Raw genomic sequence first — 14514 nt, 5'->3', positions numbered from 1 at the left:
ATTGATCGCGCGCCTTAAGGCAAACGCACCTGGACTACGGAAGTCGCAATGCCGAAGCATAAAAACAACTCAGCAAACCCTGATTCGCAACCGAACCTGATCAATCGTTACCTTTTTCCTGTGACCATCAGTGCATTACTGTTGGCGGTCATCGCTATCGGCTGGTTTCTGTTCAGCAGTACACCGGCACCGCTGAAACCCGTGCCCGTTAGCGCCCCTGCCGCGCAACCGGCCAAACCTCAACCGGTAGCAATGGCGCCGGCGAAGATGGTCGATGAGCAACAATGCCAGGGCTGCCACAACGAGCAGGTCAAGGACTGGCAAGGTTCCCATCACCAATTGGCGATGCAAGAAGCCAATGCCGAGACGATGCTGGGCGACTTCAACAACGTCACGTTCAAAGCCGAAAACGAAACCACCGTTTTCTCGCGCAAGGGCGACGCTTTCTGGGTCAACACACCGGGCATCGACGGCAAGAACGCCGACTTCAAGGTCGCTTATACCTTCGGTATCGCGCCGCTGCAGCAATACCTGATCGAGGTCGGCGAAGGTCGCTTGCAACCTTTGGGCGTCGCCTGGGATACCGAAAAACACCGCTGGTTCCACCTCTATGCGGGCCAGGGCGTGAACTTCAAGAACCCGTTGCACTGGAGCAAGCCAAGCCAGAACGCCAACTTCATGTGCGTCGAGTGCCATACCACGGGCTACAAACGCAATTACGATGCTGCCAAAAACACCTTTGACAGCCAATGGAACAGCCTCGGTGTCGGCTGCCAAGCATGCCACGGCCCGGCTTCCAATCACCTGGAATGGACGGCGAAAAAAGGTGATTTGATTCATGCCGGTTTTGCCTTCGACCTCAAGGACAAGAACGCGACGGTCGAACTCGAGACCTGTGCCCGCTGCCATTCGCGCCGCGCACCGCTGAGCGATGGCTACACCCCTGGCAAACGCCTGATGGATGACTACCTGCCAAGCGCCCTGACCCGCGAGTTGTATGCACTGGACGGCAAGATCAAGGACGAAGTGTTTGAACACGGCTCCTTCGCCCAAAGCAAAATGTTCGACAAAGGTGTGCGCTGCAGCAACTGCCATAACCCGCACAGCAATGAGCTCAAGGCGCCGGGCAACGGCGTTTGCCTGCAATGCCACAACACGGCGGGCAAAACTTCGGTGGAAGGCGTCAATGGCAAAGGCCTGCAAGCGAAAAACTACGACGCTATCGAACACACTCGCCACACCATGGGCCAACCGGGTTCGCAGTGCGTGGATTGCCATATGCCCGGCAAGTTCTACATGGGCAACGACTTCCGGCATGACCACAGCTTCAGTATTCCCAACCCGGAGCGGGCGAAAACACTCGGCACGCCGGATGCCTGCCTCACCTGCCACCAGGGCAAGGACGGCGACAAGGTCACCGAGCAGTTCAAACTGTGGAACAGCGAGCCCACCGCACAGGCCGCGCGTTATGACGAGAGCCTGTGGCTAGTTCGCAACGGCCAGCCCGGTGCGGCACAAGCCTTGTATGAGCAGCTGCAACGCAGCAATTTGCCGGCGATTCAGCGGGCAACCTTGCTGGCCGAGTTGGCGCTGTACCCGAGTGAGCAGGCGTTGAAACTGGCCACCAAGGACTTGGGCAACCCGGCGCCACAGGTGCGTGAAAGTGCCGTGAGGGCCATCAGCGCGCTCCTGCCGCCACCCGAGCGTGCGCCGCTGTTGACGCCGTTGCTGGCCGACCCGGTGCTGGCTGTGCGGATCGCCGCGGCCCGGGACCTGCTGAGTGTCGCCGGCACGGGCTTGGGCAGCGCCCAGGCGAGCTGGAATGCGGCCATCGCCGAGTACGAAGCGGCACAGATGAGCCTGCTGGAACGGGCTGAAGCCAACCTCAACCTGGCCATGTTCTATCAGGCCAGTGGCCGTAATGACGAGGTCGAAAAGTACCTGCGCACGGCCCTCAAGCGCGATCCGGATTTCTACCCCGCGCTGGTCTCGCTGGTGCAATGGCTGGAAGCCAATGGCCAACGCCAGGAGGCACAGGCGCTGCTGGCACAAGGTTTGAAAGACCACCCGGACGCCGCGCTGTTGCAGTACACCCAGGGCTTGTCGCTGGTACGTGCGGGCAAATCGGACCAGGCCATGTCGGCATTACGCAAAGCTGCACAACTGGAACCGCAAAACGGCCAGTACAGCTACGTGCTGGCGGTGGCGTTGCACGACAGCGGCAAAGTTGAAGAGGCCTGCGAAGTGCTGGAGCAGTTGCTCAAAGTGCAGCCGGTCAACCGCAATGCGCGGCTGACGTTGATCCAGTACTACCTGGGCAATGGGCAGGAACCGAAAGCGCAGGTGCTGCTGCAGGGCTGGAAGAAAATGAACATGGGTGATCCGGCGCTCAAGTAACCCTGAACAACAGAAGAAACCTGTAGGAGCCGAGCTTGCTCGCGAAAGCGGTGTGTCAGTCACCATGGATGTTGAAGACACTCCGCTTTCGTCGGAACGCCGCCCGGAGCAAGCTCGGCTCCTACAGGGGCTTCGGCGGCTGCTAAACGGTATTTCAGCGTCGTCTGAACAACGGTCGCGGCTCGATCACCGAACGCCCGTATAAGACGCTCATCCCTGCCAACCCCTTCAACGCATCTTCAGCAGATTTGTCCTCGCGCACCGCAAAGCTGTCGAAACCGCATTGGCGCATGTGGCTGAGTTGATCGCGTAGCACATCACCGACCGCGCGCAGTTCACCCGTCCAGCCCAGTCGAGTGCGCAGCAAGTACGCCTGGCTGTAAGCGCGACCATCACGAAAACTCGGGAAATCCAGGGCAATCAACGACAGTGTTGGCAACCACGGCTTGAGGCTTTCCACCTCATCGTCCGGGCCTAGCCACACCGCATGCCGTGCAGGATTTTGCAGCCAGCGGGCCAGCGGCAAAATCAGCGAACCGGCGGGCAACTCATCTTCCTCGTTCCTGACCAACCGCCACGGATCTTCGGTAACAATCCGCGCCCCCCCCTGCTCCAGCGCCAACACATTGTTCATGCCGACACCTCCAGCACCTGCGGATACACCTGTTCCTTGAACGGTTCCAGACCAATGCGTTGCAAGGTGTCGACGAACAGTTCTTCGCTCTCGCGGTAGCTGACGAAGGTCTGAACGATTTGCTCGATAACCCCGGGCACTTCGGCGGCGCTGAAAGACGGACCGATAACCTTGCCCAGTGCACTGTTCTTGCCCTGGCTGCCGCCGAGGGTGATCTGGTACCACTCGCTGCCGTTTTTATCGACGCCCAGAATGCCGATGTTGCCAATGTGGTGATGACCACAGGCATTCATGCAGCCCGATATGTTCAGGCTGATGTCGCCCAGGTCGTGGAGGTAATCCAGATCTTCGAAACGTGCTTGAATGGCGTGGGCTATCGGGATCGATTTGGCGTTGGCCAACGCACAAAAATCGCCACCGGGGCACGCGATGATGTCGGTGAGTAAACCAACGTTGGCGCAGCCCAGACCTTGCTCGCACGCCAGGCACCACAACGCGTAGAGATCGGCCTTGGGCACGTCCGGCAGCACGATGTTCTGTTCATGGGCGATGCGAATCTCACCAAAACCAAACTGCTCGGACCACTCGGCCACGGCCATCATTTGTTCGGCCGTTACATCGCCCGGTGGCGAGGCAATGCCCGGTTTGGTCGACAACACCACACTGGTATAACCCGCCACCTTATGCGGCTGAACGTTGCGCGCAACCCAACGGGCGAAGGCCGGGTTGTCTGCCAGGCGTGTGCCAAACGCCAGGTCGGTGTCGGACAGTGAACGGTAATCGGGCGGCACAAAGGCACTGGCGACGCGCTCGTATTCGACTTCGGTCAACTGCGCCGGGCCGTCCTTGAGGTGTTGCCATTCTTCCTCCACTTCCTTTGCGAAGGCTTCGATACCCAAGGCTTTGACCAGAATCTTGATTCGCGCCTTGTACTTGTTGTCCCGTCGACCGTGGCGGTTGTAGACCCGCAGCACCGCCTCGACGTAAGACAGCAAATGCTGCCATGGCAAGCCCTCGCGAATCTGCAAACCCAGGATCGGCGTGCGCCCCAGGCCGCCACCGACAATCACCCGCAACAGCATATGCCCAAGGTCATCGCGATAAAGGTACAAACCGATGTCATGCATCATGATCGCTGCACGGTCCTGTTTCGCCGAGCAGATGGCGATTTTGAACTTGCGTGGCAGGAACAGGAACTCCGGGTTGATGGTCGACCACTGTCGCAGGATTTCGGCGAGCGGGCGCGGGTCCAGCAATTCGTCCGCCGCGACACCGGCGAACGCTTCCGTGGTGATGTTGCGCACGCAGTTACCAGAGGTCTGGATCGCGTGCATCTCGACCTCGGCCAGGCGTTCGAGGATGTCCGGCACCTGAGCCAGTTCGATCCAGTTGAACTGCATGTTCTGCCGCGTGGTGAAGTGACCATAGCCGCGGTCATAGTCCCGCGCGATGCTCGCCAGCGTGCGCATTTGCGTGGCGCTCAACGTGCCATAGGGAATCGCCACGCGCAGCATGTAGGCGTGTTTTTGCAGGTACAGGCCGTTCTGCAAACGCAACGGCAGAAACTCTTCGTCGCTCAACTCGCCTGCCAGGAAACGTTCGACCTGATCGCGAAACTGCGCAACCCGCTCGAAGACCAGGGCCCGGTCATAGTCATCGTACTGATACATGTGGCTACCTCATCAGGATGGATCGCACGCTCTACCCCCTGTAGCAGCTGTCGAGCACCGCGAGCCGAACGCAGCCTCGCGGTGCTCGACAGCTGCTACAGGGGTTTGGCGGTGCTTGTTATGGCGACTATGGACCTGCGGCGCAGCGCGTTACAGATTCACCTGAAGGCTAAAAAACCATATCAGGCTCTGGCAGATGGCCCCAGGATTGCCTCAAATCTGATCCGCATAAATGAAGTTTTCCTGAGTCTGTTTTGTTTCCGACGGTGTTTCTACAGTGCACGACATGCCAGTCCGGGTGGCCTGGCACGACATTGCAACCGTGGAAGCATTGATCATGAGCACAGCAGCAATCGGACAGGCCTATAACTACAAGGTCGTCCGCCAATTCGTCGTGGCAACCATTGTCTGGGGTGTCGTGGGGATGGCGATGGGGGTGTGGATCGCCTCGCAACTGGTATGGCCCGAAATGAACCTCGACTTGCCGTGGACCACGTTCGGCCGCTTGCGCCCGTTGCACACCAGCCTGGTGATCTTCGGCTTTGCCGGCAGCGCGCAGTTCGCCGCCAGTTACTACGCGGTGCAGCGTACCTGCCAGGTGCGGCTGTACTCCAACACCCTGGCCGCGTTTACCTTTTGGGGTTGGCAATCGGTGATTGTGATCATGCTGATCACCCTGCCGCTGGGCTACACCACCACCAAGGAATACGCCGAAATCGAATTCACCGGCGCGGTGTGGATGACGGTGGTCTGGGTCGCGTATGCCATTGTGTTCTTCACCACCGTGGTGCAACGCAAGACCAAACACATCTACGTCGGTAACTGGTTCTTCGGCGCGTTCATCGTCGTGATCGCAATGCTGCACGTGGTCAATCACCTGTCGATCCCGGTGGGCTGGTTCAAGTCCTATCCGGTGTATTCCGGGGCAACCGACGCCATGGTCCAGTGGTGGTACGGGCACAACGCGGTCGGTTTCTTCCTGACCACCGGATTCCTCGGAATGATGTATTACTTTGTGCCGAAACAGGTCGGACGACCGGTGTATTCCTATCGCCTGTCCATCGTGCATTTTTGGGCGTTGATTACCCTGTACATCTGGGCCGGTCCGCACCACCTGCATTACACCGCGTTGCCGGACTGGGCACAGTCACTGGGCATGGCGATGTCGCTGATCCTGCTCGCGCCGAGCTGGGGCGGAATGATCAACGGGATGATGACGCTCTCGGGGGCCTGGCATAAGTTGCGCACCGACCCGATCCTGCGGTTTTTGGTGTTGTCGCTGGCCTTCTATGGGATGTCGACGTTCGAAGGGCCGATGATGGCGATCAAGACGGTCAACGCCCTCTCCCACTACACCGACTGGACTATCGGCCATGTGCACGCCGGCGCGTTGGGCTGGGTGGCGATGATCACGTTCGGAGCGGTCTACCACATGGTGCCAAAAGTCTTTGGCCGCGAGCAGATGCACAGCATCGGCCTGATCAACGCACACTTCTGGCTCGCGACCATTGGCACGGTGTTGTACATCGCCTCGATGTGGGTCAACGGCATCACTCAGGGCCTGATGTGGCGCGCAATCAACGATGACGGCACGCTCACGTATTCGTTCGTTGAAGCCTTGCAGGCCAGCCATCCGGGGTATGTGGTGCGCTTTGCCGGCGGGGTGTTCTTCCTCAGCGGCATGTTGTTGATGGCCTACAACACCTGGCGCACGGTGCGGGTTGCGGACGTGGCGATGGCTGAACGTGAAGTGCAGATTGCCTGAGGCAAGGAGCCTGGAATGTTTGAAATGCTATTGAATGTGATGGCTGTGTCGGGATTTTGGCTGGGGGTTGAATATTGCCTGAAGCGGCAGACGACGGTGAGTCTGGAGGATGCCAGTTTGATTCCGTTTGCCGACGACCCGGAAGTGGCGCGGCGAGTTGAATTGGCCACCGGGAAAACTGTAAAAGCAGTGGCGCCGGAAGAGGCCAAGCCCGGCTGGGGCAACCTGGACATCTGACCCACCACCCATCCAATGTAGAAGCCGAGCTTGCTCGCGAAGCGTTGTGTCATTCAACATCAATGGTGACTGACACAACGCTTCGCGAGCAAGCTCGGCTCCTACAGGGTGTTGGGTCAATCCGGGAGAACCTGGCCGCGATCGCGGGGGATCAGGCTTTGCAACTGCTGCGCCAGAAAGTTCGCATCGAACGCGAAGGTGTCCGGGTCTTTCAAGCCATTGGTCTTGCGCCACTGCCAGCTACTCGACGGCGGCAGGCAAACCAGCGAAACGCTACCATAGCGCGCGGCCGTCAGCCCCATCACCGCCAAGGAAATCTGACCGCCAGCGCCCATCACGTCCGGCACGAACTCCACCGGCTTGCCGGCAATCACAATGGACAGTTTCTCGGTCTTGAACGTCGACGTCTCGACCGGCACGCTCGGCCCTGAAGCGACATACGCCTCGCGGGTCACTTCTAGCAGATTCGGTGCCTGGACCGGTTCCAGCCAGTGCTGGATCTGATCGAACAGCTCACTGATACGCGTCGCCCACACGGCCGATTGCGACTCGAACGTTTGCTTTTTGTGCGCTTCGCTTTCTGCGTAGTGGCGAAGCATCTCGCCCAGTTGTTGTACGTCGTCCATTGCAGTGTTCCTTTGGTTGGAGCGGTGCTGCGGACATTGAGCATGGCAGATGCAGGCCGCCCACGTACGACTAAAAGCGTGAGCGGTATTGACTGGGGGTCATGGCCAGGTGTTTGCGAAAAATGCTACCCATGTGCGACTGATGGGCGAAACCGGTGTCCAGGGCGATGCTGGCCAACGGCAGGTCCGTGTGTTCGATCATCCGTCGGGCGGCTTGCAGGCGCACCTCAACGAGATACGCGTGCGGTGTCAGGCCCATGACCCGGGTGAAGTCGCGCAAAAACCGTAGCTCGTTATGCCTGTAGGTGGCGGCCAACTGTTCCAGCGTCAGCGGCTCATGGAACTGCGCGGCGATCTGATCCAGCACCGGGGCGAACGCTTTGGCGTCAGGTCCGTATTGCGTCCTCACAGGCACCTGGTCTATCAGGCCCAAGGCTGCTTGTTCAAACGCCATCAGATCAGGTTGAGGGGTAAGCAACAGGCGTCGGATCTCGCGCGCCAACGTCAGCGCCTGTCGATCACCGGCTGACTGAACACGCTGACTGACGGCTGGCAGCATCTCACCTGCAAACTGCTCATCCAGGCGCATCAACAGGTATTCGCCACCGCTCGCCGATTCGGAAAACACCTCGACACCCACCGACGTGAACGCCAGCACACCGGGCAAGGTATCGAAATCCACCCGCTGGTCTGAATCAATGGCGTGTACGCCTTGCTGGCGTTCAAGCGTAACGCCCAGGGTCAACGACTGCGCCGGATCGCGAACACTGTAGGCCGCACGCGGCAACAGTTGCAGGCAAACCCTGCCGCCCAGCAGGTGCTGGCTCAGCACACCGGGCATGTGAAATTTCCTGATAGATGACCGTCAAGAACCACGGGATACTCTCAAGGTTAGCCATTTCACAGGGAGCACCGCATGCGCACCATCGGCCTTATCGGCGGCATGAGCTGGGAGTCCAGCGCCGAGTACTATCGCCTCATCAACCAGCAGGTTCGTGAACGGCTAGGGCCGTTGCGTTCGGCGCAGTTGCTCATGTTCAGCGTCGACTTCGGGCCTGTCGAACAGGCCCAGCATGCCGGCCGCTGGGACGATGCGGCGGCGATTCTGGTGGATGCGGCGCGGCGACTGGAAGCTGGCGGCGCCGAGTGCGTGGTGCTGTGTACCAACACCATGCACAAGGTGGCCGGGCAGATTCAGGCTGCGATCACTATTCCGTTCCTGCACATCGCCGACCCGACCGGTCAGGCTGCCGTGGATGCCGGTGCACTGAAGGTGGGTTTGCTCGGCACCGCGTTCACCATGGAACAGGATTTTCTCAAGGATCGCCTGAGCACGATGGGGTTGACCGTGCTCGTGCCTGAAGCCGAGGAACGCCAGGCGGTGCACCGAATCATCTACGACGAGTTGTGCGTCGGGGTAATCAACGAGGTGTCGCGCAAGGTGTATCAGCAGGTGATCGAGTCGCTGGCCCAGCGAGGTGCCCAGGCGATCATCCTTGGCTGCACGGAAATCGGCATGCTGATCAAACCCGAGCACAGCGCCCTGCCCTTGCTCGACACCACCGAACTGCATGCGCAGGCGGCGGTGGCGTTCGCACTGAGCGACTGAGTCAATCGGCGTTAAGCGTGTGACGCAGACGCGCCATACTCAAGGCATCGACCAGTCGGCCGTCACGCACGGCGTAATCACGAAACAGGCCTTCGGTCTCGAAACCGAATTTTCGGTAGAGACCGATGGCCGCTTCGTTGTCGGCGTACACCGAGAGCTCCACGCGTTGCAGGTTCATCCAGTTGTCGGCGATGTCCAGCGCCGCCGCCAGCAATGTCGAACCCACACCTTTGCCCTGCCACGCCACCGCGACGCCCATGCCGAGGTTGCCGGCATGGCTGCGGCGGATCCGCGAAAACTGCTCCAGGCCTATGTTGCCGATGACCGTGCCCTGATGCAGGGCGATCAGTTGCACTACGCGTTCGTTATCCGGGGACAGACGTTTGCGCCAGACTTCGGTGGACTGAAACGGCATTTGCAGCACCTGACGGGTAATCGCCGGGTCGTTGTAGAGCGCCGTGATGCCATCGATGTGGGATTCGTTGAAACGTTCGAGGGTGATGACAGGGTCAGTGGCGGGCATGGGTGATTCATCCTTGATGCACATATGGCCGCTCACTCTACAACGCATTCTTACGGCATGGCGAGAACCCATGTGGGAGCGAGCCGGCTCCGGGCGGCGTTCCGACGAAGGCGGCGACACATACAATATTGATGTGACTGACCCACCGCTTTCGCGAGCAGGCTCGCTCCTACAGTTTGACCGCGTTCAGCTCTCGAACCACTCCCGGCGTTCATTGAAGGTGTTATGGATCAGCTCAACGATCATCTGCACACCGGCCTGCCCTTGTGAGTCGGCATTCACTGCCATCCACACCTGACGTTGCATCGGCTGGTCGAACAGTCCGGGCAACGCAATCAGCCCGCGGTCGAATTGGCTCATGGAACGCGGTAACAGCCCGATGCAGGCGCTGCAACGGATCATCTCCAGCATCAGCGCATAGGAGTGCTATTGCACCACGCCGGCCAAACGCTGATCCACCACGCTGTTCCACGGCCGAAAACTCTCGACTTGGCGGTCATGTTGCCATTGCACCAACATGAAGTCGGCCAAATCGCCCAGGCTGTCTGGCCGGGCCGCGACTCGCGAATAGCGCTTGGCGATGTGCGGCAGATACTCCAGACGTGCCAGGCGTTGCGGTTCGCTCACTGCAAAACTCGGCCCTGGCAGTGGCGAATCAGTGCCGGCAGCGCAAGTGGATTCCATGAGTGACATCAATGACTCCTTGTCGATCTATCCTTGAAACCCTCATCCTGCGCAGCGTTTATGAACCTGACGTGACACTGGGCGCGGATAATCGATTCAGCCGCCAGGGGTTTGCCGAAAACTCACCGCCAGGCGATTCCAGCTGTTGATGGTGGTCACGGCAATCGTCAAATCGACCAGCTCCGCTTCGCTGAATTGCTCCCGGGCCAGTGCGAACACGTCATCCGGCACGTGGCTTTCGGAGAGCAGCGTCACGGCTTCGGTCCAGGCCAGCGCAGCGCGCTCGCGCGGGTTGAAAAAGCCACTGTCGCGCCACACGACGATCGAATACAGGCGCCGGTCGGTCTCGCCGAGACGCCGTGCGTCCACCGAATGCATGTCGGTGCAGAAAGCGCAGCCATTGAGCTGCGAGGCGCGGATCTTGATCAGGTGCAGCAGCGCGGGCTCGATACTGAGGTTGCTGGTCAAGGCCTCCATGGCAATCATCGCTTTCATCGCTTTTGGCGAAGCGCTGTAGTAATCCAGGCGGGAACTCATGAGGCGACCTCGAGGATCGAATAGTGACTCCACGTTAGGCGGTGATGCACGCACGTTACAGTGCCAATTCAACGAAAAAGCCCGGGACCATTGCGCAACAGTCCAATCTGAGGTTTTTGGCCCACGCAACTTCTGCACAGCCACTCATGCGGGTAATCTGGCGCGACGCACACGCGCCTCAACCGCTGCAGGAGCCTCGCCGGTATGGAACTTCATGTTGTCATCAACGGCCGCAAGGACCTGGCAGGCCAGTTGTACAACCAACTGCGCAGCGCCATCGAATCCGGGCGCCTGGCCGCCGGGACACAGCTGCCGCCCAGCCGCTTGCTGGCCGAACAGCTGGGGATTTCGCGCAAGACCATTTCCGACACGTACTCGCAACTGACCTACGAAAACTTCCTCATTGGTGTGATCGGCAAAGGCACCTACGTGAATGCCCGGTCGTCCAAAATCACCCGTAAACAAAGTCATTCCGAGTTGGCGAGTTTTGAGGTCATCGAATCCTGGCGCAATCTGCCGGTGTTCCTGCGTCATCCGACACTGGAAGGGTCGTTGCGCTATGACTTCATTGGCGGCGCCGTCAGCAAGGGCCAATTCCCGCAGGATGACTGGCGTCGCTGCACGTCCCACGCCTTGCGCCAGATGGCGGGTTCAAAAGGCCTCTACAGCCTGCCCGAAGGCCTGCCGGCGCTGCGCAATGCCATCGCCCGGCATATCGCGTTTTCCCGCGGGGTCATTTGCCAGGACGAGGACGTGGTGGTGTGCAATGGCGCGCAACAGGCACTGGACCTGATTTCCCGGGTGATGACCCGCCCCGGCAGCATTGTCGCCATGGAAGACCCCGGCTATCCGCCGGCACGCCTGTTGTTTGGCTCGCACGGCGCCACGGTGATCGGTGTACCGGTGGATGCCGAAGGCATTCAGGTGGACCAAATCCCCCTCGGCACGCGGCTGATTTACGTCACACCGTCCCATCAGTTCCCGCTCGGTCTGCCGATGAGTCAGGAACGCCGGGCGGCGCTGCTGGAACGGGCTTATGAATTGGGTGCGATCATCATCGAGGACGATTACGACAGCGAGTTTCGCTACGAAGGCCGCCCTGCCGATTCGCTGCAAAGTATGGATGAGCGCGGGATCGTCGCGTACGTCGGCACTTTCTCGAAAACCTTGCTTCCGGAGTTGCGCCTCGGCTATGCGATTTTGCCACCGGCGATTCTCGAAGCGGTGATCCGGGCCAAGCAACTCACCGATCTGCACACCTCCACACTGCCACAGTGGGCGCTGGCCAAATTCATTGCCGAAGGCTGCCTGCTCAAGCACATCCGCCGCTGCCACACGATCTATGCCGGGCGTCGCGAACGGATTCTGGCGCGCATGGCGGGCGACCTTTCGCCATGGTTCGAGCCGGTGCCCACCACGGCCGGGTTCCACCTGGTAGTGATGTGCAAAGTGCCTATCGATCTCCCATTGGTGATCGAGTTGGCCAAAAAGGTGGAAGTCGGGCTCAATTCCATCGAAGCCTTTTACTTCCAGCAAACGCCGCAGGCCGGGCTGTTGCTGGGTTTTGGCGCCATTGAAACCCTGGACATCGACACCGCTCTGGACCGTTTGCGCGACATTCTTCAGCAGGTGGCCTGACGGATTGGTCTGCGGCTTTACCGGGCGTTTGGCTATTGGCGGTCCGGGGAAGCAGGCCTATCCTGCCTAAGCGTTATCCCTCAATGAGCAGGATTCGTCCGGCCTGATTCAGGAGTGTGAGCAATGTCCAACGAAGTGATTAATACCGTACAGGTGCAAGCTGCCCCCGGCCGCTCGGATGAACTGGGTAAGCAACTGCAAAAGATTGTCGAAACCCTGCGCGAACTACCGGGCTGCGACTCCTATATGGTCGACCGCTGCCCCGAGGACACCAACCGCTGGACCGTCAGCGCCCACTGGCAATCGGAAGCGGCCATGCAGCAGCATTTCAATTGCCCTGAGGTCCAGGGCTTTATCGGCCTGATCGACAATCAATTGGCGAATGCTGTGGATTTCAACAGCTTCCCGATCCGCTAAACACCCTGTAGCGACTTTGTAGCAGCTGTCGAGCAGCGCGAGGCTGCGTCCGGTGCGGGCCGCGTTCGGACGAAGCCGTCGTAAAGCCTGAGTACGCGATGTTCCTGAAACACCGCACAACCTGATTTCACGACGGCTTCGCCGCCGGACGCAGCCTCGCGCTGCTCGACAGCTGCTACATCGGACATGGGGCTGGATTGGTCCCCCAGGCTTCCCGAATATTGGCTGTTTGATTGCCCCACCCTGCGGACTATCGTTGCTCCTGACGATAACCACCGCAGGTAATGACCCATGAAAACGTTGCGTTTCCTTGCTGCCCCGCTCGCTGCCCTGGCCCTGACCGTTTCGGCTGCTGCGATGGCTCACGAAGGCCCTTCTGAAAAGGTCACGGTGCTGCAGGATCAGATGCTGAAAAATGTGCCCGGCAAAAAGGCGTTGATGATCGAAGTCGATTACGAGCCCGGGCAATCGTCCATTGCCCACAAACACGAAGGCACCGCCATGGCCTACGTGATATCCGGGGAGATTACTTCCCAGGTCAAAGGTGAACAGCCGGTCACTTACAAGGCCGGCCAATACTGGTATGAACCGGCGGGATCGGAACACTTGGTGTCAAAAAACGCCAGTGCCACCCAGCCTGCCAAACTGTTGGTGTTTATGGTGTTGTCTCCGGATGAAAAAGTGTTGATCCCATTGGAAAACTGATGCCTGTACGTACAGGTATAAATAAAACGGCTCGAACTTCGATTTCGGGCCTTTTTATTTCTCTACGCAATCAACCGCCCCTGTTTAAACCCAATAAAACTATTCACTTCCCGAGAAGCGCGCATTTTTGCCATTTAATTCAGCAAAGACAGGTTTAGTCTGGATTTACCGCTGGAGAACACCGGCACACTAACTTTCCGACACAGGATGTTTCACGGGAGTAACACCATGAAACTTGCGCTTGCCAGTACCCTGACGATGACCGTTGTTTTAACAGGCTGCTCGATCCCCACCGCGCCGAGCGCTGTATCTTCTCTGGAGGGCATCTTTACCGAGCCCGTTGGCCGCAGCAATGCCACGCTCATTCCGAATGGCAGTAACGTCTCGCTGGGCATTGTCTACAGTCAAAACACCCAAACCAATCGCGCCTACCTCCAGGACTACCGAGCCAACGCTGGCACCGGTTTCGGCCAGAGCCTGTTGGTTCAGTCGATTCATGACGCCTTCGTGACAACCTCCAACCCCGACCTCGCCGTGGATTGGGTCAAAGCGTCGTTGCAGCGCCAGTTCGGCTCGGTCACGGTGTACCCGGACATGCAAAGCCTCAAGGCTGCGAAACCGGATGTGACCGCCATTGTCGACAGCCGCAGCCAATTGATGACCTCGCGCAGTTCGGATTTAGAGGCTCACGTCAGTGCAGATTTCTATGACGCCAACTTGAATTACATTGGCACCGCACAAGGGTATGACGCCAAAACACTGAGCCCTCTTTGGGCGGACTTTGAACCGAGCCCAAAGATAGTGGCGGATATTAACGAACAACAGAATGTGCAAATTAGAGCACTGCAAAAGTTTGACCAGTCGCTCAGTAATTTATTGACCAATCCGACAGACAAAGTAGCGATGATTGATAATAAAACCAGCGGGAAGTTGTATTAAGGCTAATGGCCCCATCGCGGGCAAGTCGGATCGCCGCACCGCCGTTCCTATAGTGAAATGCGTTCCACCGTAGGAGCCGGGCTTGCCCGCGAAGGGGCCCGGGCAGACACCCAAAATCCCTCAGGCAAAAAAA

General features: G+C 59.1%; 14 protein-coding genes and 1 pseudogene. 8 read left to right on the top strand and 7 right to left on the bottom strand.

Annotation, left to right across the window (positions count from 1 at the left end; translation table 11 throughout):
• Positions 1–48 precede the first annotated feature (48 nt).
• Positions 49–2397: a tetratricopeptide repeat protein gene (locus ACWGZX_RS27335; RefSeq protein ID WP_452626265.1), complete on the top strand. Its 2349-nt coding sequence runs from the start codon at positions 49–51 to the stop codon at positions 2395–2397.
• 154 nt (positions 2398–2551) lie between these two features.
• Here ACWGZX_RS27335 and ACWGZX_RS27330 read toward each other — a convergent pair whose 3' ends face one another.
• Both ACWGZX_RS27330 and ACWGZX_RS27325 read right to left on the bottom strand, forming a co-directional pair.
• Positions 2552–3031, bottom strand: coding sequence for a DUF934 domain-containing protein (locus ACWGZX_RS27330; protein ID WP_452626264.1), 480 nt, complete (start codon positions 3029–3031; stop codon positions 2552–2554).
• Positions 3028–4701 carry a nitrite/sulfite reductase gene (locus tag ACWGZX_RS27325; RefSeq protein WP_452626263.1) on the bottom strand — a complete coding sequence of 558 codons (1674 nt, stop codon included), beginning with the start codon at positions 4699–4701 and terminating at the stop codon, positions 3028–3030. Before ACWGZX_RS27325 ends, ACWGZX_RS27330 begins: the two co-directional genes overlap by 4 nt.
• A 337-nt stretch (positions 4702–5038) precedes the next feature.
• Here ACWGZX_RS27325 and ccoN point away from each other — a divergent pair, with 337 nt between their 5' ends.
• Both ccoN and ACWGZX_RS27315 read left to right on the top strand, forming a co-directional pair.
• The gene (ccoN, locus tag ACWGZX_RS27320) at positions 5039–6466 is read left to right on the top strand and encodes a cytochrome-c oxidase, cbb3-type subunit I (protein WP_452626262.1); all 1428 of its coding nucleotides are present in this window, start codon (positions 5039–5041) and stop codon (positions 6464–6466) included.
• 15 nt (positions 6467–6481) lie between these two features.
• Entirely contained in the window at positions 6482–6703 is a 222-nt protein-coding gene (locus ACWGZX_RS27315) for a cbb3-type cytochrome c oxidase subunit 3 (protein ID WP_452626261.1), read from the top strand.
• A 116-nt stretch (positions 6704–6819) separates the two neighbouring features.
• Here the strand turns inward: ACWGZX_RS27315 and ACWGZX_RS27310 are convergent, their stop codons facing one another.
• Entirely contained in the window at positions 6820–7329 is a 510-nt protein-coding gene (locus ACWGZX_RS27310; RefSeq protein WP_452626260.1) for a hypothetical protein, read from the bottom strand.
• A 70-nt stretch (positions 7330–7399) separates the two neighbouring features.
• Positions 7400–8170 (bottom strand): helix-turn-helix domain-containing protein, encoded by a 771-nt coding sequence (locus tag ACWGZX_RS27305; RefSeq protein ID WP_452626259.1) that lies wholly within the window; start codon positions 8168–8170, stop codon positions 7400–7402.
• 75 nt (positions 8171–8245) lie between these two features.
• Here ACWGZX_RS27305 and ACWGZX_RS27300 point away from each other — a divergent pair, with 75 nt between their 5' ends.
• The gene (locus ACWGZX_RS27300) at positions 8246–8938 is read left to right on the top strand and encodes an aspartate/glutamate racemase family protein (protein ID WP_452626258.1); all 693 of its coding nucleotides are present in this window, start codon (positions 8246–8248) and stop codon (positions 8936–8938) included.
• A gap of 1 nt (position 8939) precedes the next feature.
• Here ACWGZX_RS27300 and ACWGZX_RS27295 read toward each other — a convergent pair whose 3' ends face one another.
• From ACWGZX_RS27295 to ACWGZX_RS27285, 3 genes and pseudogenes are all read right to left on the bottom strand, one after another.
• On the bottom strand, positions 8940–9461 hold the full coding sequence (locus ACWGZX_RS27295; RefSeq protein ID WP_452626257.1) for a GNAT family N-acetyltransferase: 522 nt from the start codon (positions 9459–9461) through the stop codon (positions 8940–8942).
• 186 nt (positions 9462–9647) lie between these two features.
• A pseudogene (locus ACWGZX_RS27290) lies at positions 9648–10127 on the bottom strand (LysR substrate-binding domain-containing protein); the annotation flags it as partial.
• Positions 10128–10241: 114 nt separating this feature from the next.
• A complete protein-coding gene (locus ACWGZX_RS27285) occupies positions 10242–10682 on the bottom strand; it encodes a carboxymuconolactone decarboxylase family protein (protein WP_027923433.1) in 441 nt (146 codons plus the stop codon).
• Between the two features lie 204 nt (positions 10683–10886).
• On the opposite strand from ACWGZX_RS27285, the gene pdxR reads away from it, so the two are divergent.
• The 4 genes from pdxR (at position 10887) to ACWGZX_RS27265 (ending at position 14381) form a co-directional block, all read left to right on the top strand.
• Complete coding sequence (gene pdxR, locus ACWGZX_RS27280; protein WP_452626256.1) at positions 10887–12320, top strand: MocR-like pyridoxine biosynthesis transcription factor PdxR; 1434 nt, start codon at positions 10887–10889, stop codon at positions 12318–12320.
• A gap of 123 nt (positions 12321–12443) precedes the next feature.
• Positions 12444–12737: an antibiotic biosynthesis monooxygenase family protein gene (locus ACWGZX_RS27275; protein WP_452626255.1), complete on the top strand. Its 294-nt coding sequence runs from the start codon at positions 12444–12446 to the stop codon at positions 12735–12737.
• 291 nt (positions 12738–13028) lie between these two features.
• Positions 13029–13442: a cupin domain-containing protein gene (locus ACWGZX_RS27270; protein ID WP_452626254.1), complete on the top strand. Its 414-nt coding sequence runs from the start codon at positions 13029–13031 to the stop codon at positions 13440–13442.
• Positions 13443–13670: 228 nt separating this feature from the next.
• Entirely contained in the window at positions 13671–14381 is a 711-nt protein-coding gene (locus ACWGZX_RS27265; RefSeq protein WP_452626253.1) for an ATPase, read from the top strand.
• The last annotated feature ends 133 nt before the right edge of the window (positions 14382–14514 follow it).

Source organism: Pseudomonas sp. CLCA07, assembly GCF_053615335.1.
This window is presented reverse-complemented; position numbering and strand designations above follow the sequence as displayed.

Bases quoted from the DNA above. Each gene is read 5' to 3' on its own strand.
- ACWGZX_RS27335 (WP_452626265.1), top strand. From the start codon at position 49: ATGCCGAAGCATAAAAACAACTCAGCAAACCCTGATTCGCAACCGAAC.
- ACWGZX_RS27330 (WP_452626264.1), bottom strand. From the start codon at position 3,031: ATGAACAATGTGTTGGCGCTGGAGCAGGGGGGGGCGCGGATTGTTACC.
- ACWGZX_RS27325 (WP_452626263.1), bottom strand. From the start codon at position 4,701: ATGTATCAGTACGATGACTATGACCGGGCCCTGGTCTTCGAGCGGGTT.
- ccoN (WP_452626262.1), top strand. From the start codon at position 5,039: ATGAGCACAGCAGCAATCGGACAGGCCTATAACTACAAGGTCGTCCGC.
- ACWGZX_RS27315 (WP_452626261.1), top strand. From the start codon at position 6,482: ATGTTTGAAATGCTATTGAATGTGATGGCTGTGTCGGGATTTTGGCTG.
- ACWGZX_RS27310 (WP_452626260.1), bottom strand. From the start codon at position 7,329: ATGGACGACGTACAACAACTGGGCGAGATGCTTCGCCACTACGCAGAA.
- ACWGZX_RS27305 (WP_452626259.1), bottom strand. From the start codon at position 8,170: ATGCCCGGTGTGCTGAGCCAGCACCTGCTGGGCGGCAGGGTTTGCCTG.
- ACWGZX_RS27300 (WP_452626258.1), top strand. From the start codon at position 8,246: ATGCGCACCATCGGCCTTATCGGCGGCATGAGCTGGGAGTCCAGCGCC.
- ACWGZX_RS27295 (WP_452626257.1), bottom strand. From the start codon at position 9,461: ATGCCCGCCACTGACCCTGTCATCACCCTCGAACGTTTCAACGAATCC.
- ACWGZX_RS27285 (WP_027923433.1), bottom strand. From the start codon at position 10,682: ATGAGTTCCCGCCTGGATTACTACAGCGCTTCGCCAAAAGCGATGAAA.
- pdxR (WP_452626256.1), top strand. From the start codon at position 10,887: ATGGAACTTCATGTTGTCATCAACGGCCGCAAGGACCTGGCAGGCCAG.
- ACWGZX_RS27275 (WP_452626255.1), top strand. From the start codon at position 12,444: ATGTCCAACGAAGTGATTAATACCGTACAGGTGCAAGCTGCCCCCGGC.
- ACWGZX_RS27270 (WP_452626254.1), top strand. From the start codon at position 13,029: ATGAAAACGTTGCGTTTCCTTGCTGCCCCGCTCGCTGCCCTGGCCCTG.
- ACWGZX_RS27265 (WP_452626253.1), top strand. From the start codon at position 13,671: ATGAAACTTGCGCTTGCCAGTACCCTGACGATGACCGTTGTTTTAACA.